Below are 19580 nucleotides of genomic sequence, written 5' to 3'. Positions count from 1 at the left end.
CGGACGTCGGGGCCGGTCAGGCGGGGGTGGCCGGGGTGCGGATCAGATCGCGCACCCGGCTCGGCGAGAGGGGGCCACGCCGTACGACCACGCCGAAGGGCCGCAGCGCGTCCTCCACGGCGTTGGCGAGCACGGCCTGCGGGGCGATCGCACCGCCCTCCCCGAGCCCCTTCACCCTGAGGTCGTTCATCGGGCTGGGGGTGAAGAGTTCGTCCATGTCGAGATCGGGGATCTCCGAAGAGGTGGGCACCAGGTAGTCCATGTAGGTGCCGGTCCTGGGCTGGCCGTCGGGCCCGTAGACCATCTCCTCGTACAGCGCGCCGCCGATGCCCTGCGCGATGCCGCCGGTGACCTGGCCCTCGGCGATCATCGGGTTGACGATGACTCCCGCGTCATGGACGACGACGTAGTGCAGGATCTCGACGGCGCCGGTGTGCTCGTCCACCTCCACGACGGCGGCGTGCGCCCCGCTCGCGACCGCGAAACCGGGCGGCCGGAAGTGCACGGTCTCGCTGATCTCGGTGCCGTGCCGGCCGTCGGTGGGCTCCGGTGTGCCGGGCAGCGGCGCCCGCCCGGCGAGCTCCGCCAGGTCCATCGACGGGCCGCCCGGCTCCTTCGCCGCGACCACGCCGTCGCTGAGGTCCAGACTGTCCGCCGGGACACCGAGGCGGCGCGCCGCCGCGTCGATGATCTTCTCGCGGACCAGCCGTCCGGCCCGGTGGGTGGCGTTGCCCGCGTTGACCAGGGCGCGGCTGGCGATGGTGCCCACACCGAACGGGGTGGCCTCGGTGTCGCCCCCGGTCACATCGATGACACCGAGCGGGACCCCGATGGCGTCGGCGGCGATCTGCGCCATGGACGTGCGGTGCCCCTGGCCCTGGGACGGCGCGCCTATGGCGAGCCGGACCCGCCCCGTCGGGGCGATGTCGATGCGGGCCGTCTCGAACGGTCCGAGACCGGTCGCCTCGATGTACATCGCGAACCCGACGCCGATGTGCTTCCCGTCGCGGGCACCCTCGCGCTGCCGGGCCCGTACGTCTTCGGGGTCCGCCTTCGCCACGGCGCGGCGCAGGAGCTCGGGGAAGTCGCCGGAGTCGTAGGACTGGGGGCTGCCGGAGCGGTCCACCAGCCCCGTCGTGTACGGCATCTCGTCCGGGCCGACGAGGTTGCGGGCCCGCAGCTCCTCGGGCGCGAGGCCCAGGGCGGCGGCCAGCCGGTCCATCGCGCGTTCCATGGCGAAGACCGTCTCCGGCCTGCCCGCCCCCCGGTACGGCGTGGCGAACGTGGTGTTGGTGAGGACACCGGTGACGTCGATGTCCACATGGGGGATGCGGTACGGGCCGAGCAGATGGCAGAGCGAGTTGTACGGCACGACCAGCCCGGTCACGTTGTACGCGCCGAAGTTCACCAGGATCCGGTCGCGGACACCGAGGATGCGGCCCTCGGCGTCCGCGGCGAGCTCGATGCTGTGGATCTGCTCGCGGGCGTGCGAGGAGGCGGTGAGGTTCTCGTTGCGGTCCTCGCGCCAGAGCACGGGGCGGCCGAGCACGCGGGCGGCGTGGGGGACGAGGAGTTCCTCGACGTAGAGGATGCCCTTCTGGCCGAAGCCGCCTCCGACATCGGCGGCGACGACATGGACCGTGTCGGCCGTGAGGCCGAGCGTGTGGGCGGTGGCCTCCCGCAGCCGGTGGGGTGTCTGGGTCCCCGACCAGACGTTCAGCCTGCCGCTGTAGGGGTCGACCTGGGCCGAGACCGCGCGGGTCTCGATGGGCGAGGCCACATAGCGGTGCGCCTCGAACCGCTCGCCGATCACGGTGTGCGCGGAGGCGAAGACGGTGTCCGGGTCGCCGACGCGGGCCCTGACGGCGACGGCGGTGTTGTCCGGCAGGCCGTCGTGCAGCAGCGGCGCCTGCTCCGACAGGGCGTCCTCGCGGTCGACGAGCACGGGCAGCGGGGCGTAGCGGACATCGACGAGTTCGAGGGCGTCCTCGGCGAGATAGCGGTTCTCGGCCAGCACGAGGGCGACGGGCTGGCCGACGTACAGCACCTTCTCCCCGGCGAGCAGGGGCATCGGTGTCATCCGGACCGTGGGGTCCAGGAGCGCGGCGAGGCCCGGCGGGGTGCGCAGTTCCTCCTTGTTGAGCATCGGCGGCAGGCTCGCGACGTCGTCACCGGTCCATACGGCGACGACACCGGGTGCCTCCAGCGCCGCCTTCACGTCGATGGACTCGATACGGGCATGGGCGTGGGGGCTGCGCAGGAAGGCCGCCTCGACGGCGCCGGGCAGGGCGATGTCGTCGACGTAGCGGCCGTTACCGCGCAGCAGCCGGTCGTCCTCGACACGCGGGACGGACCGGCCGATCCAGCTGCCGCCGTCCTGCCGGCCCGGGTCGGATGCGTGGGACATGCGGGTCACTCCCCGAAGCGCTCGTCGAGTGCCTGGCAGACGGCACGGCGGATGTTGCGGTAGCCGGTGCACCGGCACAGATGGCCGCTGAGCGCGTCGGCGACCTCGTCCGGGCCGGGGCGTTCGGGCTGTTCGGTGAGGGCGGTCGCCGTCATCACGAATCCGGGGGTGCAGAAGCCGCACTGCATGCCGTGGCAGGTGTGGAAGGCGCGCTGCACCGGGGTGAGCGGCGCGTCGCCGGGCGCGAGGCCCTCGACGGTGCGGAGCGCGGCCCCGTCGCACTGCACCGCCAGGGTCAGACAGGAGCGGGCCGGTTCGCCGTCGACGAGCACGGTGCAGGCCCCGCACACCCCGTGCTCGCAGCCGACATGGGTGCCGGTGAGGCGGAGCCGGTCGCGCAGGAAGTCGCTGAGCAGCAGCCGGGACTCGACCTCGGCGGTGATCCGCTCACCGTTGACGGTGAGCGTGATCCGGTGCCAGCCGGACGGCTCGGCGAGCGGCGGGGTACGGACGGTGCGGGGGGCAGGGACGGACGGGGTCATCAGCAGCGCTCCCATGCGGTGGTACAGGCGCGGACGAGGAGATGGGCGGCGGTCTCGCGGCGGTGGGCGGCGCTCGCGTGGACGTCGTCGGAGGGATCGAGGCCGGCGAGAGCGGCGGACCGCGCGGCGGCCAGCGCCGCTTCGTCGACGCCGGTGCCGACGAGCGCGTCCTCGGCGGCGGACAGGCGTACGGGGACGGGTCCGGCCCCGCTGAAGACCACACGGGCGGTGCGGACCAGGCCCGTAGCGGAATCGCGCTCCAGCAGGACAGCCACCCCGACGGTCGCGAAGTCACCGTGTCTGCGCGTGAGTTCCTCGAAGGCCCAGCCCTGTGCCGCGGGCGGCGGGGGAAGGATCACCTCCGCGAGCAGCTCGTCGTCGTCGACCGCGGTGGAGAACGTGGCGACGAAGAAGTCCTCGGCGGGGACGATGCGGCTGCCGCCGGGGCCGGTGATCACGAAGCGGGCGTCCAGGGCCCGCGCCGCCGTGGGCAGTTCGGCGGCCGGGTCGTGGTGGGCCAGGCTGCCGCAGACGGTGCCACGGCCACGAATCTGCGGGTGACCGATATGGCTGATCGCCGCTGCCAGGAGCGGCCATCCGTGCCGGACGGCCGGGTCGGCGGCGGCGCGGGCCTGGCGCACGGCGGCGCCGATGCGCAGGGCGCCGGACGCGTCGACCGTCAGATGGGCCAGTTCCTCGATGCGGGTGATGTCCACGAGGAGCTCGGGGCGCGCGAGACGCATGTTCAGCATCGGGATCAGCGACTGGCCGCCTGCCACGACCTTGGTGTCCCGCGCCGGGTCGCCGAGGAGGGCGACCGCCTCGGCGAGGGTGCGGGGAGCGGTGTAGTCGAAGGGTGTGGGTTTCAGCCACCGGGCCTCTCGGATGGTCGTCACGCCGTCGCACTCGGCGCGTCGGCGTGACGATCGATACGCACAGATCTATCTAGTACCTGAAATGATTTACACTAAAGTTTCTCGTTGGCAAGAGGCTCCCGCAGATTTCACGGCCCGAGGTGAGCGAAGAATGCGACATGTCATCGACCGGGCGGCGGCCTGGCAGAGCTCCGGAACCCGCTGTGTCATGGCGACCGTGGTGCGGACCTGGGGCTCCGCCCCGCACGGTCCGGGCGCCTCCATGCTGGTGGCGGAGGACGGCACGATCGTCGGCAGTGTCTCCGGCGGATGTGTGGAAGCCGCCGTGATCGCTGCCGCCGAGGAGGTGTTCGCCGGCGGCCCGCCGGTCGTGGAGCGCTGGGGAGTCGGCGACGAGGACGCCTTCGCGGTGGGTCTGACCTGCGGCGGGACGATCGAGGTGCTGATCCGTGAGGTGCGGCCCGAGGTGCCGCTGGACCGGGTCTCGGCGGACCTGGCGGCGGGGGTCCCGGTCGCGCTCGTCACACCGCTCGACGGCACCGGAAGCCTGGCCGTGGGGCGGGGGACGGTGAGCGGTTCACTGGGCGGCGCGGCCGCCGACCGGGCGGCCGCCCTGGCCGCCGAGGGCATGCTCGGCCGGGGTGGGAGCGGGCTGATCACCGTGGGGGAGGGGGCGGAGGGCGCCGGCTGTGCCCCGAAGCGCGAGCTGCTGGTGCAGTCCTTCGCGCCTCCGCCCCGGCTGCTGATCTTCGGGGCCGCCGAGTTCGCCCGTCCGCTGGCCGGTTTCGCCGCAACCCTCGGCCACCGCGTGACCGTCTGCGACGCCAGGCCCGCGTTCGCCGACCCCGGGCGCTTCCCGGGCGCCGCCGAGGTCGTCGTCGACCGGCCCGACCGCTGGTTCCGCGCCCACGAGGACCTGGTCGACGCGACGACGGCGGTGTGCGTGCTGACCCATGAACCCCGCTTCGACGTCCCCGTCCTCACGCGGGCCCTGAGCGGCGCCGCCGGGTATGTGGGCGCCATGGGGAGCCGCCGCACGCACGAGGACCGGATGGCACGTCTGCGTGCGGCCGGCGTGACCGAGGCCGGACTGGCCCGGCTGCGTTCGCCGATCGGGCTCGACCTGGGCGGCCGGGGGCCGGAGGAGACCGCCCTGTCGGTCCTGGCGGAGATCGTCGCCGTACGACGCGGCGGCAGCGGCCTCCCGCTCACCGTCGGTACGGGTCCCGTGCACGCGATGTGACTGTTTTTGAACGACTGTTTTTTAATGAACACCCGTTTAATCTGAACCACGTGGATCCAGAGAGCAAGAGCATGAGCCCGCGACGACGGACGGACGGCGCCGCGCACCCCGCGGGGCGGGGAGCGTCCGCGCCCCGGCGCCCCGGCTCGCACGACCCGGAGGGCAACCGCCGCGCGGTCCTCGACGCGGCCCGGCGTCTCTTCGGCGCGCACGGCTACAAGGGGGTGGGAGTCCGCGCCATCGCGGCGGAGGCGGGGGTGACGCCCGGCCTCGTGATGGCGTACTTCGGCACGAAGGACGGTCTCTTCCGGGAGGCCGTGGGCAGCGGGGCCGGGGTCAGCCGCGACGTACTCGCGGCGACCGGCGGTGAGGCGGCGGACCTGCCGGGTGTCCTCGCCCGCGCCTACCTCGACCGGTGGGACCGGCTGCCCGCCGACGACCCCTGGCCTGCGCTGATCCGCTCGGCGGTCGGTCACCCTCCGAGCGCCGAGCTGCTGCGCACGATCCTGGACACGCAGGTGGGGGAGCCCCTCGCCGAGGTCATCGGCACGGGGGACGGGGCGGATGTGCGGGCCGCGATGATCCGCAGCGTCCTCTTCGGCGTGATCATGGAGCGCTACGTCTTCGCGCACGAACCGGCGGCGTCCGTACCGACGGCGGAGCTCGCCCCGGCGCTGACGGACGTACTCGCCACGGCGTTCGGCGGGGCCCTGGCGCCGGCCGCTCCGCACGGGCCGGGCCCCGACGCGGCCCAGGACCGGCCGGACTCCGGCGTGGAGCAGGCGGGCCAGGACGGGCTGCCCCCACGCCCGACGCCCGCCGTCGCGCTCCCGGAGCCGGGCGGCACCTCCGCCTCCCTGTTCGCCCTGCTCGACGAGTGCGCCGCGCGCCACCAGCTGGCCGTGGGCAGGGCCGTGCGCGCGCACGGCATCAGCCGGCCCGCCTATGACGTACTGGCCACGCTGCGCGAGGCGGGCGCCCCGTACCGGATGACCATGGGCGAGGCCGCTGCGGCGGGCCCCGTCCGCGCGGGCGGGCTCACCCAGCAGGCCGACCGGCTCGCGGAGGCCGGGCTGATCCGCCGCGAGCGCGACACCGACGACCGCAGGATCGTACGGCTGTCCCTCACCCCCGAGGGTCTCGCGCTGACCGACCGGGTGGCGGCCGTACGGGCGGACCAGGAGCGGGAGTTGCTGGCCGGCCTGGGCCCCGCGGAACGCCGGCGGCTCACGGCTCTCCTGGGGACCCTGGCGAAGACGCTCGGGGCCGGTGAGGGGGAGCAGTGAGCGCTGCTCCCCCTCACCGGCCCCGGACCGGCGTGGTCAGGCGTTCAGCTCCTCCAGCGTCCTGCCCTTGGTCTCGACGGCGAACCACGCGATCACCGCGCCCACCGCGCCCACCACGGCGAGCTGCGCGAAGACCAGGGCCAGGCCGCCGCCCGCCCCGATGACCGCGCCGACGGCGACCGGGCCGAGGATGACGCCGAACCGGTTCCAGAGGCCGCCGAACGCCGCGCCCTTGGCCCGGTTGGAGGTCGGGTACAGCTCGGGGGAGTAGAGGTAGAGCCCCGCGTTGATCGCGTACAGGAAGAACGTCGTGCAGGAGGCGAAGAGCGCCACCTGGCCGCCCGAGGTCGCACCGGCGAGCGCCAGCACGGTCAGCGAGAGCACCGTGCCGACGAAGGCGCCGATCAGGGCGGGCCTGCGGCCGATGCGGTCGATCAGCATGGCGACGACGAAGGTGCCCAGCAGGCCGGTGACGTTGCTGACCAGGGTGTAGACGAGCGCCGTGGTCAGATCCAGGCCGAACTCCTTGGTGTAGAGGGAGGGCAGCCAGGTCGAGATGCCGTGGTTCACGTAGTACGCCACGAACCACAGCCCCGACAGCACCGCCGTACGCCGCAGATAGCGCCCCCGGAACAGGTCCGTCAGGGTGCCCTTGGGCTCGTTCGGCGGGTCCGCGGACGGGGCCGGTGCGGGAAGCTCCTCGGCGGTCGCGCGGGCGACCTCCGCCTCGATCCGGGCGATGGCCGCCTCGGCCTCGGCCGTACGCCCACGGGACAGCAGCCAGCGCGGGGACTCCTCGACATGGCGCGGCAGCATCGCGCCGATCACCACCGGCAGGGCGCCCACCAGGAACATCGCGCGCCAGCCGAAGGCGGGGACCACCCAGACCGCGAGCAGGGTGGCGGCGGCGAGCCCGGCCGGGAAGATCATCTCGTACAGCAGGACGAACCGGCCCCGCTTGTCGGACCGGGCGATCTCGTTGATGTACGTGGCCGCGACCGGTACGACACCGCCGATGCCGAGCCCCTGGAGGAACCGGAAGAGCGAGAACATCTCGATGGTGCCGGAGAAGGCGACGGCGAGGCTGGCGAGCCCGGTGACCGCGACGCCCAGGGCGACGGTGCGCACCCGCCCGATGCGGTCGCCCAGCCAGCCCGCCGCCAGGGCGCCCAGCAGCATGCCGATCGAGGCCGAGGTGACGGCGAAGGTGGCCTGCCCGGTGGACAGGTTCCACTCCTTCATCAGGACGGGCAGTGCGGACGCGGCCAGCAACTGGTCGAACGCCTCGAAGAAGGTGACGGCGCCGATCAGGAACCGGACCTTGACGTGCCAGCGCGAGTGCGGCAGCCGTTCGAGTCTCGCGGCGATCGAGCCGAGTGCGGGCTTGCCGGCCACAGTCGTCATGGAGGGGGTCCTTCCGCGGGCAGATGAGTTGCCGAGACAGTAGGGGCCCATACCTAAGCGGTCAATAGTTAAGGGCTTAGGAATCTTGTTCCCTGCAACTCGGCCACCATCATCGATGCCGCCGATGCGGTGCTCAAGGCCTCCCGGGCAACGATTTCACCTCGGGGTCTTGTGTCGAGAAACTTAAGCGCTTAGATTTCTAGCACTTCGGCAGTCCGGTGGCGGTAGCCCAACGAGCCTGTCCGCACCCGGAGTCCACCCCTTTTCCGCCGCGTCCGGAGGTCCACCCGTGCTGCAGTTCCCCACCGACATCCTGATCGCCGGCCAGTGGCGGCGCGGTGCGGGCGAGCCCGTCGACACGGTCGATCCCGCGACCGGCCGCGTGCTGGCCACCGTCCACTCCGCCACGGCGGGGGAGGTGGACGAGGCGGCCAGGGCCGCCGCGGAGGCCGTGGCCGACCCGGCCTGGCGCGATCTGCCGGCCCACGGCCGGGCCCGGCTGCTGCACCGGATCGGCGAGCTCACGGAACAGGCCGCCGACGAGCTCTCCGCCCTGCAGACCGCCGACACCGGCAAGACCCTCACCGAGACCAAGGCACTCGCGCTGAGCGCCGCGGGCACCTTCCGCTACATGGCGGCCGTCCTGGAGACGGCCGAGGAGGCGGTGACCCCGTCCCGCGGCCCGTACGTCACGGTGAGCACACACGAGCCGATCGGCGTCGTCGGCGCCATCAACCCCTGGAACTCCCCGGTCGCCAGCGACGCGCAGAAGATCGCCCCGGCCCTCGCCGCCGGCAACGCGGTGATCCTCAAGCCCGCGGCCTGGACCCCCCTGGTCTCCCTGGCACTCGGCCGGATCGTCTCCCGGGCGCTCGACGAGTTCCGGCTGCCGGCCGCTCTGCTCTCCGTGCTGCCCGGCAGCGGCCGGGTGGTCGGGGATGCCCTCGTACGCCACCCGCTCGTCGGCCGTATCGGATTCACCGGCGGGACGGAGACCGGAAGGTCCATCGCCGGGATCGCCGCCCGGAAGCTGATCCCCGCCTCCCTGGAGCTGGGCGGCAAGTCCCCGACGATCGTGCGCGCCGACGCCGACATCGAACAGGCCCTGGCCGGTGTGCTGTTCGGGATCTTCTCGTCCAGCGGCCAGTCCTGCATCGCCGGTTCCCGGCTCTTCGTCGCACGCGAGATCTACGACGCCTTCGTCGGCGAACTCGTCGAGCGGGTGCGCACGCTGCGGGTCGGCCCCGGCACCGACCCGGCCACCCAGGTCGGCCCCCTGGTCCACCACCGCCACCGCGACTCCGTCGCCGCCTACGTCGACCTCGCCCGGTCGGAGGGCGGGCGCGTCCTGTGCGGAGGCACGGCGCCCCGGGGAGCGCCGTACGACGAGGGGGCGTACTACCTGCCCACCGTCATCGACGGCCTGCCGAACACCTCACGCACCTGCCAGGAGGAGATCTTCGGCCCGGTGCTGGTCGCCCTGCCCTACGACGACGAGGACGACCTGGTCCGCCAGGCCAACGACTCGGTCTACGGCCTGGCCTGCGGCATCTGGACCCGTGACCTGCGCGCCGCCGGGGCGCTGGCCCGCCGGATCGAGGCCGGAACCGTCTGGATCAACACCTACAAGCAGTTCAGCGCCTCCACCCCCTTCAGCGGGTGGAAGGACAGCGGCCTCGGCACGGAGAAGGGCCGCGACGCGATCCGCGCCTACCAGCGCCAGAAGTCCCTGTACTGGGGCATCTCGGACCACCCGCTTCCGTGGGCCAACTGACCCGGCACGCCTGCCCGTCCTGGAGGGACCCCATGCACCGAACACCCCCCGGTCCGATCGCCCGGCTCCGCTCGCTGCGCTACGTCGAGCTGCACACCCCGGCCTTCACCGAGGCCGCCGGCTTCTACGAGGACGTCTGGGGCCTGGAGACCGTCGAGTCCGACACCGGCTCCCGCTGGCTCCGCGGTACGAGCGACGAGCACCACGTCCTGCACCTGACCGAACGGGACCGCGTCGGCCTCGGCCGGATCGCCTTCGCCGTCGCCACACCCGCCGAGGTCGACGAGGCGGCACGCCGGCTCGAAGCGCGCTCCCTCGTGCCCGTCACCGGACCCGGCCCGCTGGACCAGGCCGGCGGCGGCTACGGGCTGCGGTTCACCGACCCCGAGGGCCGGCTCATCGAGATCAGCGCCCAGGTCGAAGCCGTCGTACCGCGCGGCAGGGACGGCGCCGTGCCCGTCGGGGTGACGCACGCCGTGCTCAACACCACCGACATCGACGCGGCCGTCGCCTTCTACTGCGACGTCCTCGGACTGCGCGTCTCCGACTGGTCCGAGCACCGGATGGCGTTCCTGCGGTGCAACAGCGACCACCACTGCATCGCCTTCAACCAGGCCGAATGGACGTCGCTGAACCACGTGGCGTACGAGATGACCTCCGTCGACCACTTCATGCGGGGCCTCGGACGGCTGCGCCACCACGGCATCACCCCGCAGTGGGGCCCCGGCCGGCACGGGCCCGGCAACAACACCTTCTCCTACTTCACCGACCCCTCCGGCCTGGTCTGCGAGTACACCTCCGAGGTCGCCCAGATCGTCGAGGACGCCTGGATCGCCCGGGTGTGGCGGCGCGTCCCCGAGCTGTCCGACCTGTGGGGCACGGCCGGCGCGCCGTCGAAGGAGATCCGCTGCAGCATGGCCGGCACCCCGGACCCCGGCCCGCTCGCCACCGCACGGGCCCAGGGCTCAGGCCCGCTCGCACCCGTGGACGCCCGACCCGCAGAAGCCCAGGAGGCCACCGCATGAGCACCGTCCGCAAGGTCGCCGTCGTCGGCTGGGGCGCCATCGGCCGCGTCGTCGGCACCGCCCTCGCCGAGGGCCGCGTGACCGGCGCCGAGCTGGTCCGCATCGTCGACAACCGCCCGCTCGGAGAGGCCGCCCCCGTGCGGCAGGCCACCTTCGAGGAGGCCATCGACTCCTGCGACCTCGTCGTCGAGGCCGCGGGACAGGGCGTCGTACGCGAATGGGGAGAGCGGGTCCTGGCCTCCGGCACCGACCTGCTGATCGCCTCCACCGGCGCGCTCACCGACGACGAGCTCGCCAAGCGGCTGCTGGCGGCCGGCCCCGGCCGGGTCTACTTCACGGGCGGCGCCGTCGGCGGGCTCGACCTGCTCCAGGCGGTGCGCACCCTCGGCCCGCTCGACGAGGTCAGGCTGACCACCACCAAGCTGCCCTCCACCCTCGAACAGCCTTGGATGGACGAGGAGTTGCTGAGGCGGATGCGGACGGCGACCGGCCCGGTCGAGGTCATGTCCGGCACCGCCCGCGACATCCCGGTCAAGTTCCCCAAGTCGACGAACGTGGCCGCCTCGGTCGCGCTGGCCGTCGGCGACCTGGACGCTGTGCGGGTCCAGGTCGTCGCGGACCCGGCGGCCCACCACACCCGCCATGTGATCGAGGCGTCCGGCGGACACGGCACCTACCGCTTCGAGGTCGCGCACCTGCCCGACCCCGGCAACCCGGCCACCAGCCAGGTGGTGCCGTACGCCGTGCTCCGCAGCCTCGCCGCCCTCGCCGGCCGGACCGGGCAGATACTGTGAGCGCCGCCACCGCCGCCGTCCACGTCGAGGAGGCGGGCGACCACGGCCCCCTGCTGCTGTGCCTGCACGGCATCGGCTCCTCCTCAGCCGCCTTCGCCCCGCAGCTCGCCGAACTCTCCGCGTACGTACGGGTCGTGGCCTGGGACGCCCCCGGCTACGCCAAGTCCCCCGACCCCGCAGACCCGATGGGTCTCGACGACTACGCGGACGCGGCGGCCGCCCTCATCCGGGAACGCGCCACCACCGCGCACGTCCTCGGCGTCTCCTGGGGCGGGGTGATCGCGCTGCGCCTGGCCACCCGGCACCCGGAGCTCGTCGCCTCGCTGATCATCGCCGACTCCAGCCCCGGCTCGGGCACCGACGAGGCCAAGGCGGCCTCCATGCGCGCCAGGTCCGCCGACCTCGCCGAGCTGGGCCCCCGCGCCTTCGCCGAGGCCCGCGGCCCGCGCCTGGTGTCGCCCGACGCGCCGGACGAGCTGGTGCGCCGCGTCGTCGACACCATGGCCGACTCGGTGCGGCTGCCGGGCTACGCGTACGCCGCCGAGTCCATGGCCTCCGCCGACCTGCGCGCCGAACTCCCCTCGATCGCCGCCCCCACCCTCGTCCTCTGCGGCGAACAGGACCGGGTCACCGGCGTCGAGGCGAGCCAGGCCGTCGCCGGGGCCATCCACAGGACCGCCTACGTGATCGTCAAGGACGCCGGTCACCTGGCCAACCAGGAGCAGCCGGGCCACTTCGACGCCTGGGTGCTCTCCCACCTCCGCATCACCGCCGCAATCCCCGAACAGGAGTCCCTCCCATGCCTCTGACCACCGACGCGTACGACAACGGCGACGACCTCTCCGCGTACACCGACTCCCTCATCGCCACCAAGGCCTCCCGGGTCGCCGACTTCGACACCCTCTCCTTCCAGGAGAAGGCCGGCGCGCAGTTCCGCCGCGGCCAGATCCGCTACGTCGGCTCCGGCGCCACCGGCAACCACGAGAGCGACAGCCGGATCCTGCCCTCCGGCGGATTCACCTTCTCCAACATGCTGCTCCCGCCCGGCGCCGAGGGCCCCGCCCACACCCACCACGACGTCGAGGAGGCCTTCTTCGTCCTGGAGGGCGAGGTCAAGGTCGGCATCCACCGAGGCGCCGACGAGGCCGAGTACCGCACCCTGGGCTACCGCGACATGATCGTCGTCCCCGCCGGTGTCACCCGGTCGCTCAAGAACGAGGGCGACACCGACGCCCTGTTCTGCGTCGTCATCGGCACGCAGAAGCCGCAGGTGCCGACCTACCCCGAGTACTCGCCGATGCACGGCGTCACCCGTGGCTGACCAGCCCCCGGCAGGCCGGCGCACCGTCGTCGTCACCGGAGCGGGCCGTGGCCTCGGACTGGCCATGGCCCGCCGGGCGGGCACCGACGGCTTCCGGGTCGTCCTCGCCGAACTGGAGCGCGAGCGGGGCGAGCACGCCGCCGCGGACCTCCGCGCCGAGGGGATCGACGCCCACTTCGTACGCTGCGACGTCGCCGACCCCGCCTCGGTGGAGGCGCTCGCCGACGCCGTACGCGAACTGGGCCCGCTGTACGGCCTGGTCAACAACGCGGCGCTCGCCAACGGCGTGGGCGGCAAGGACTTCCAGGACATCGACGTCGAGGTGTGGGACCGGCTGATGGCGGTCAACGCCCGCAGTCCCTGGCTGGTGTCCAAGGCCCTGTACCCGCTCTTCACCGAGCCGGGCCGGATCGTCAACCTCGCCTCGGACGCCGCCCTGTACGGCTCCCCACGCCTCGCCCACTACATCGCCTCCAAGGGCGCCGTCATCGCGCTGACCCGCGCGATGGCCCGCGAACTCGGGGACAGGGGGATCACCGTGAACGCGGTGGCCCCCGGCCTCACCGAGTGCGAGGCGACCGAGACCGTGCCCGCCGAGCGGCACGACCTCTACCGCATGAACCGGGCCATCTCCCGGCCGCAGCAGCCCGACGACCTCACCGGGATCGTCTCCTTCCTGCTCGGCGAGGAGTCCCGCTATCTGACCGGACAGGTGATCGCCGTCAACGGCGGCTTCACCATGAACTGAACCGCAGGAGATACGAGTCATGGATCTGGGCCTCGCCGACCGCACCATCGTGGTCACCGGCGGCAGCTCGGGCGTCGGCCTGGCCACGGTCCGCGCCCTGCTCGACGAAGGCGCCCGTGTCGCTACCTGCGGCCGCGACGCCGGCCGGCTGGCCGAGGCGGCTGCAGGCCTCGGCGTCGGCAGCGACCGGCTGCTGACCGGCGTCTGCGACGTACGGGACGCCGACGCGGTACGCGGTTTCGTCCGCCGGACCGCCGAGCAGTTCGGCGGGATCGACGGGCTGGTCAACAACGCCGGACAGTCCCGCATGAAGGGGCTCGACGACTCCACCGCCGAGGACTGGCGCGACGAACTGGAGCTGAAGTTCGCCGGGGTGCTCCACCCCCTCCAGGCGGCGCGCCCCCACCTCGCCGCGTCCGGCGCGGCGAGCGTCGTCAACATCAACGCGGTCCTGGCCAAGCAGCCCGAGACCCGGCTGATCACCACCAGCGCGGCACGCGCCGGCATCCTCAACCTCTCCAAGTCGCTCTCCGTCGAACTCGCCGCCGACGGCATCCGGGTCAACTCCGTCTGCCTCGGCCTCGTCGACACCGGCCAGTGGACCCGCCGCCACGCGGCGGCGGACTCCGGCCTGTCGTACGAGGAATGGCAGACGGAACTCGCCGAGGACCGGGGAATCGCGCTGGGCCGGCTCGGCCGGGCCGAGGAGGTCGCGTACGCGGTCGTCGCCCTGCTCTCGCCCCGCGCCTCCTACATCACCGGCACCGCCATCGACGTCTGCGGCGGCGTCGGCCGCTCCATCCTCTGAGGAGACCACCATGCGTCACGACAACGGAGGCGATCTCCTCGTCACCGTCCTGCGCGAACTCGGCATCGACACCGTCTTCGGCATCGTCAGCGTCCACAACCTGCCGCTCGTCGAGGCCGTCGACCGTGAGCTGCGGTTCGTCCCCGTGCGGCACGAGGCGTCCGCCGTCAACGCCGCCGACGCCTACGGCCGCGCCCGGGGCACCCTCGGCTGCGCCCTGACCTCGACCGGCACCGGCGCGGGCAACGCCGCCGGATCGCTGATCGAGGCGCTCAGCGCCGGCAGCTCCGTACTGCACGTCACCGGCCAGGTGGAGAGCGAGTTCCTGGGCGGCGGACGGGGGTTCATCCACGAGACCAAGGACCAGCTCGGCATGCTCCGGGCCGTCTCCGCGTACGCCGCGAGCGTGCCGGACGCCACCCAGGCCGGCCGGATCCTGCGCGAGGCGGCCCGCTCGGCCCTGACCGCACCCGGCGGTCCCGCCAGCGTGGAGTGGCCGATCGACCTCCAGTACACCGCGCAGACCGACGAACCCGCCGAGCACGCGGAGGCAGCCCCGGCGGCCCCCACGGAGAGCGAACTCGCCGCGGCGGGAGCCCTCCTGGCCTCCGCCCGCCGCCCGCTCGTCTGGGCCGGCGGCGGCGCGAACACCGCCCGCGGCGAACTGGCCCGGCTGCTGGAGGCGACCGGCGCCGGACTGATCACCTCCAACTCCGGCCGGGGCAGCGTCCCCGAGGACCACGAGCAGGTCATCGGCAACTTCGCCACCACCCTCGCGGTACGCGCCCTGCTCACCGACGCGGACGTCCTGCTCACCGTCGGCACCCACTTCCGGTCGAACGAGACCGCCGACTACACCCTGGAACTCCCCGGCGCCCACCTCCAGATCGACATCGAGCCGGCCGCCCTCGGCAGGGTCTACCCGGCCACCCACGCCCTGCACGGGGACGCCGCCGCCACCCTCACCGCCCTCCTGCCGCACGCCCGGACCGCCGAACCCGGCTGGACGGAGCGCGTCACGTCCGTACGCACCGAGGTGCGCGCGAACCTGCACGACGCCATCGGACCCCAGGCCGCGATCTGCGACGCGATCCGGGCCGCCCTGCCCCGCGAGGCCGTCGTCGCCCGCGATGTCACCATCCCCTCCAGCAGCTGGGGCAACCGGCTCCTGGAGATGTACGACCCGAAGGACAACGTCTTCCCGCGCGGCGGAGGCATCGGGCAGGGGCTCGGCATGGGCATCGGCGCGGCGCTCGCCCGGCCCGGCGCGCCCACCGTCGTGATCGCCGGTGACGGCGGGCTCGCCGTCCACCTCGGCGAACTCCTCACCCTCGCCCAGGAGCGGCCCCGCCTGACCCTGATCGTCTTCAACGACGGCGGCTACGGCGTCCTGCGCAACATGCAGGACCGCCACAGCGAGCGCCGCTCCGGGGTCGACCTGACCACCCCCGACTTCGGCCTCCTGGCCCGCGCCTGCGGGCTGCCCTACGCGCGCATATCCGCCGAGGAGCACGCGGCAGCGGTCCTCACCGAGGCCGTCGCCTCGGACGGGCCCACGCTCGTCGAGGTCGACCTGGAGGCCCTCGGCCCGATGAAGAACCCGTTCACCCCGCCCGTGAGGATCCCGGGCCAGTAGCCCGGCCGCCCGGACTGCCGGTAAGGAGGCACCAGACCATGACCGAGGATTCGCTGCGGCTGACCGTCCGCCGTATGACCTGGGAGGCCGAGGGCGTCCTGTCCGTCGAGCTGACCCACCCCGACGGCAAGCCCCTGCCCGCCTGGACCCCCGGCGCGCACCTCGATGTCCACGCCGGCGGCCAGATCCGCCAGTACAGCCTGTGCGGCGACCCGCACTCCCCGGACGTCTACCGCATCGGCGTACTCAACGAGCCGGCCTCGCGCGGCGGTTCACGCTTCGTGCACACCCAGCTGCGGCCGGGCCAGCAGATCACGGTCTCCGAGCCGCGTAACCACTTCGCGCTGGAGGACGTTGAATCGTACGTGTTCGTCGCCGGTGGCATCGGGATCACACCGCTGCTGGCCATGGCCCGGGAGGCGGCCCGCCGGGGAGCCGGATGGCGGATGGTCTACGGCGGCAGGAGCCGGGCCTCCATGGCCTTCACCGGCGAGCTCGACGCGCTCGGCGGTGACGTCACCCTCGTCCCGCAGGACGAACACGGCCACATCGACCTGGACGCCGCGCTCACCGGCCTGCCCGAGGGCACCCTGGTGTACGCCTGCGGCCCCGAACCCCTGCTGGCGGCCGTCGAGGCGCGCTGCCCGGGCGACCGGCTGCGCCTGGAGCGGTTCGCCGCACCGACGGTGGAACGCACCGGCGACGACGAGGCGTTCGAGGTCGAGTGCCGCACCTCGGGGGTGACGCTCACCGTCGGCGCCGGCACCTCCGTCCTGGAGGCCGCCGAAGGCGCCGGGCTCACCGTGGACAGCTCGTGCCGCGACGGGATCTGCGGATCCTGCGAGACCCGGGTGCTCGAAGGCACCCCCGACCACCGCGACTTCCTCCTCAGCGAGGCCGAACGGGCCGCGGGCGCCTCGATGATGATCTGCGTCTCACGGTGCGCCTCCGGCCGGCTCGTCCTCGACCTGTGACCCCTACCCCCGCACCTCAGGAGACACCGTGACCGACACCTGGCCGTACCTGGACGTCCACCAGTCCCGTACGCACGAGCCCACACCGTACGAGTACAAGCTCGCCGCCACCCTCGAAGAGGTCTACACGCGCGAGGGCCACGAGCTCGCCGACGTCGTGCGCGGGCTCAACGCCCGCCAGGTCCACGCCGCCGACGGCAGCCCCTGGACCGAGGAATCCTTCCGCGCCGAGATGAACCGACTGGGAGCCTGACCATGACGCTGTCGTCCTCCGCCACCGCGGACCACATCTACGCCACCGGCCTGCGCAACCAGTGGCACGCGGTGGTCCCCTCGCACTTCGTGGCCCCCGGCGCCATGCGCAAGGTGACCGCACTCGGCGAGCAGTGGCTCCTGTTCCGGCGCTCCGACGGGGCCCTGTCGATGCTCGCCGACCGCTGCCCGCACCGCGGCGCCCCGCTGTCGCTCGGCAAGCACCTCGGCGACCGGGTCGCCTGCTGGTACCACGGCGTCGAGGTCGAGCCCGACGGCACCGTCTCCTCCGTCCCCGGGCTGCCGGGGTGCAGCCTGGAGGGCAAGCGGCTGGTGACCTCGCTTCCGGTGCGCGAGGTCGCGGGCGCGATCCTCGCCTACTTCGGCGACGAGGAGCACCCCGAGCCCGCCGAGCTGACCCTTCCGGAACCGCTGACCGACCCCGGGGTCGACGCCTTCCTCTGCTACGCGGAGTGGAACGCGCCCTGGCGCTACGCCGTGGAGAACCTGCTCGACCCCATGCACGGCGCCTTCCTGCACCACGACTCGCACACGATGTTCGACGGCGACACCACGGCCAAGTTCCGCATCCGGGAGACCGATCGCGGCTACTTCTTCGAGAAGACCGACCAGCGCGGCGTCAACTTCGACTGGGTGGAGCTCTGCCGCACCGGGGTGGACTGGGTCGACCTCTCCATCCCGTACCCCCCGTCGGCCGGTCCCGGAGGCCCGTTCGGCATCGTCGGCATGGTCTGCCCGGTGGACGAGCGCCGCAGCGGCGTCTTCTTCTGGCGCTACCGCCGGGTCGAGGACTGGCAGCGCGCGTCCTGGCGCTTCCTGTACCGGACGCTGATCGAACAGCGCCACTGGGACGTCCTGGAACAGGACCGCGTCATGCTGGAGGCCATGCCGGCCGACGCCGACCAGCGGGAGAACCTCTACCAGCACGACCTCGGCGTGGTGCGGCTGCGCCGGCTCTACCGCGCGGCCGCCGCGTCGCAGTCGACGGCCGGCGCCTGAGGGGCGCTCTCGCCGGGGCGTACGCCGGGTAAGACGCCGCTGACCGTCCTGTCCCGTTCGAGATGCGTGTGGACCCGGCGCAGCAGCGAGGCGAACAGCTCGCGCTCCTCGGGCGCCAGCGGGGCGAGGAGGTCCGCCTCGGTGCCGGACACGTCGGCGCTGAGCCGCGCCAGGGCGCGGCCGCCCTCCGGGGTCAGGGAGACCTCGATGCGCCGGCGGTCCGAGGGGTCGCGGGCGCACACGACGTACCCGGCCGCGTCCAGGTCGGTCACGGTCCTGGTCAGGTCGCTCTGGTTCATGTCCAGCCGCGCCGCGAGGTCCCCCTTGGACAGCCGGCCGGCCTCGTCCAGCATGGCCAGGATGGTCAGGTGCCACAGCCGCAGCCCGTGCGCCGTCAGCGTGTCGGTGAGCCGGCGGCGTGCCGCCTTGCCCGTCGCGTACATGAGGTAGGCGTTGAGGCTCAGCACACCCGCGGGCGTCACGCCCCCGGCCCGGGGGGCGGGCGCCCTCCCCGGGGTACTCGGCTGGTGCATCGTTCTTCCTAACGTGACGACGGCCGGGAGAGGACCCGGAGGTCAGGGCCTGCCGGTGAGGTAGCCGCCCATCGAGGTGAAGTACTCGGCCGCGGGCAGCTCCGTGCCGTCCTCCGTACGCACCCGGGTGACCGCCAGACCGCGGTTGCGTCCCGTGCGGGCGTCCGCCCCCGCGACGATCACCACACCGTCGCCCTCACGGTAGAAGATCCTTCCGGGGGTGCCGCCGTAACGGCCCTCGGACACGACCGCGGTGACGATCTCCAGACGCGCGCCCCGGTGGTAGGTGAACGCGCTGGGGTACGGGGCGGACTGCGCCCGCACGAGACGTTCGAGGTCCTCGGCCGGCCAGGTCCAGTCGATGCGGATGTCCTCGGCGGCGCGCTTGTGGAAGAACGTGGCCAGGGACCGGTCCTGCGGGGTGAAGTCCGTACGCCCGGAGGCGATGAGGCCGAGCGCCTCCGTGGTGACGGGGGCGATGAGGTCGACGGTCTTGTGGAACAGGTCCGTGGCCGTGTCGGCGGGGCCGACCTCCACGGCGCGCTGCATCACGATGTCGCCGGCGTCGAGTTCGGCGTCCATCATGTGCGCGGTCACGCCCACCTCGCGCTCGCCGTTGATGAGCGCCCAGATCAGCGGCGAGAAGCCCGCGTACTTCGGGAGCAGCGAGTCGTGCACGTTCAGCGTGCCGTGGCGGGGGAGTCCGTAGATGTGCGGCGGGATCCAGGTGCGCCAGTTGTTGGCCACGATGATGTCCGGCTCCGCCTCCTTGAGACGGGTGAACAGCTCCTCGTCGTCGGGCCGGTTGCGGATCAGGACGGGTACGCCGTTCTCCTCGGCGAGATCGGCGACCGAGTCGCTCCAGATCTTCTCGTACGCGTGCTCACTCCTGGGATGTGTCACGACCAGCACCACGTCGTGCTCGGAGTCCAGGAGGG

General features: G+C 73.0%; 19 protein-coding genes. 13 read left to right on the top strand and 6 right to left on the bottom strand.

Annotation, left to right across the window (positions count from 1 at the left end; translation table 11 throughout):
• Positions 1–16 precede the first annotated feature (16 nt).
• From JKV81_RS25270 to JKV81_RS25260, 3 genes are read right to left on the bottom strand one after another with little or no spacing between them, the layout of a single operon-like run.
• The gene (locus tag JKV81_RS25270) at positions 17–2407 is read right to left on the bottom strand and encodes a xanthine dehydrogenase family protein molybdopterin-binding subunit (RefSeq protein WP_202077933.1); all 2391 of its coding nucleotides are present in this window, start codon (positions 2405–2407) and stop codon (positions 17–19) included.
• Positions 2408–2412: 5 nt separating this feature from the next.
• A complete protein-coding gene (locus JKV81_RS25265; RefSeq protein WP_202077931.1) occupies positions 2413–2949 on the bottom strand; it encodes a (2Fe-2S)-binding protein in 537 nt (178 codons plus the stop codon).
• Positions 2949–3845: an FAD binding domain-containing protein gene (locus JKV81_RS25260; RefSeq protein WP_307820601.1), complete on the bottom strand. Its 897-nt coding sequence runs from the start codon at positions 3843–3845 to the stop codon at positions 2949–2951. Before JKV81_RS25260 ends, JKV81_RS25265 begins: the two co-directional genes overlap by 1 nt.
• Before the next feature lie 130 nt (positions 3846–3975).
• On the opposite strand from JKV81_RS25260, the gene JKV81_RS25255 reads away from it, so the two are divergent.
• Both JKV81_RS25255 and JKV81_RS25250 read left to right on the top strand, forming a co-directional pair.
• Complete coding sequence (locus tag JKV81_RS25255; RefSeq protein ID WP_202077929.1) at positions 3976–5067, top strand: XdhC family protein; 1092 nt, start codon at positions 3976–3978, stop codon at positions 5065–5067.
• A gap of 71 nt (positions 5068–5138) precedes the next feature.
• On the top strand, positions 5139–6353 hold the full coding sequence (locus tag JKV81_RS25250; RefSeq protein WP_202077927.1) for a TetR/AcrR family transcriptional regulator: 1215 nt from the start codon (positions 5139–5141) through the stop codon (positions 6351–6353).
• A gap of 36 nt (positions 6354–6389) precedes the next feature.
• On the opposite strand, the gene JKV81_RS25245 is transcribed toward JKV81_RS25250, so the two are convergent.
• Positions 6390–7757, bottom strand: coding sequence for an MFS transporter (locus JKV81_RS25245; protein WP_202077925.1), 1368 nt, complete (start codon positions 7755–7757; stop codon positions 6390–6392).
• Between the two features lie 289 nt (positions 7758–8046).
• On the opposite strand from JKV81_RS25245, the gene JKV81_RS25240 reads away from it, so the two are divergent.
• Genes JKV81_RS25240 through JKV81_RS25190 form a run of 11 tightly spaced genes read left to right on the top strand, consistent with a single transcriptional unit; the run spans position 8047 to position 18109 of the window.
• Positions 8047–9531, top strand: coding sequence for an aldehyde dehydrogenase (locus tag JKV81_RS25240; RefSeq protein WP_202077923.1), 1485 nt, complete (start codon positions 8047–8049; stop codon positions 9529–9531).
• Positions 9532–9563: 32 nt separating this feature from the next.
• The gene (locus tag JKV81_RS25235) at positions 9564–10556 is read left to right on the top strand and encodes a VOC family protein (RefSeq protein WP_129260697.1); all 993 of its coding nucleotides are present in this window, start codon (positions 9564–9566) and stop codon (positions 10554–10556) included.
• Positions 10553–11350, top strand: coding sequence for an aspartate dehydrogenase domain-containing protein (locus JKV81_RS25230; RefSeq protein ID WP_202077920.1), 798 nt, complete (start codon positions 10553–10555; stop codon positions 11348–11350). The genes JKV81_RS25235 and JKV81_RS25230 overlap by 4 nt, the downstream gene beginning before the upstream one ends.
• Complete coding sequence (locus JKV81_RS25225) at positions 11347–12159, top strand: alpha/beta fold hydrolase (protein ID WP_202077918.1); 813 nt, start codon at positions 11347–11349, stop codon at positions 12157–12159. The genes JKV81_RS25230 and JKV81_RS25225 overlap by 4 nt, the downstream gene beginning before the upstream one ends.
• Positions 12150–12671, top strand: coding sequence for a cupin domain-containing protein (locus tag JKV81_RS25220; protein ID WP_129260692.1), 522 nt, complete (start codon positions 12150–12152; stop codon positions 12669–12671). Before JKV81_RS25225 ends, JKV81_RS25220 begins: the two co-directional genes overlap by 10 nt.
• A complete protein-coding gene (locus JKV81_RS25215; RefSeq protein ID WP_129260691.1) occupies positions 12664–13419 on the top strand; it encodes an SDR family oxidoreductase in 756 nt (251 codons plus the stop codon). Before JKV81_RS25220 ends, JKV81_RS25215 begins: the two co-directional genes overlap by 8 nt.
• Positions 13420–13438: 19 nt before the next feature.
• Positions 13439–14227, top strand: coding sequence for an SDR family oxidoreductase (locus tag JKV81_RS25210; protein WP_202077916.1), 789 nt, complete (start codon positions 13439–13441; stop codon positions 14225–14227).
• 10 nt (positions 14228–14237) lie between these two features.
• Positions 14238–15863, top strand: a complete 1626-nt coding sequence (locus JKV81_RS25205) for a thiamine pyrophosphate-binding protein (protein WP_202077913.1) — start codon at positions 14238–14240, stop codon at positions 15861–15863.
• Positions 15864–15901: 38 nt separating this feature from the next.
• Positions 15902–16837 (top strand): PDR/VanB family oxidoreductase, encoded by a 936-nt coding sequence (locus JKV81_RS25200; RefSeq protein WP_202077911.1) that lies wholly within the window; start codon positions 15902–15904, stop codon positions 16835–16837.
• Positions 16838–16865: 28 nt separating this feature from the next.
• Positions 16866–17090, top strand: coding sequence for a recombinase-like helix-turn-helix domain-containing protein (locus JKV81_RS25195; protein ID WP_129260685.1), 225 nt, complete (start codon positions 16866–16868; stop codon positions 17088–17090).
• Between the two features lie 2 nt (positions 17091–17092).
• Entirely contained in the window at positions 17093–18109 is a 1017-nt protein-coding gene (locus tag JKV81_RS25190; protein ID WP_129260684.1) for a Rieske 2Fe-2S domain-containing protein, read from the top strand.
• Here JKV81_RS25190 and JKV81_RS25185 read toward each other — a convergent pair.
• Both JKV81_RS25185 and JKV81_RS25180 read right to left on the bottom strand, forming a co-directional pair.
• Positions 18067–18642: a MarR family winged helix-turn-helix transcriptional regulator gene (locus tag JKV81_RS25185; RefSeq protein ID WP_236057689.1), complete on the bottom strand. Its 576-nt coding sequence runs from the start codon at positions 18640–18642 to the stop codon at positions 18067–18069. The genes JKV81_RS25190 and JKV81_RS25185 overlap by 43 nt on opposite strands.
• 42 nt (positions 18643–18684) lie before the next feature.
• The coding region (locus JKV81_RS25180) for a methionyl-tRNA formyltransferase (protein ID WP_202077909.1) at positions 18685–19580 on the bottom strand (896 nt) is incomplete at its 5' end.

Origin of the sequence: Streptomyces silvae (assembly GCF_016745505.1) — a bacterium.
In the GTDB taxonomy this organism is placed as follows: Bacteria; Actinomycetota; Actinomycetes; order Streptomycetales; family Streptomycetaceae; genus Streptomyces; species Streptomyces silvae.
Note: the sequence above shows the minus strand (reverse complement) of the source record. Positions and strands in the feature narration are given on the sequence as shown.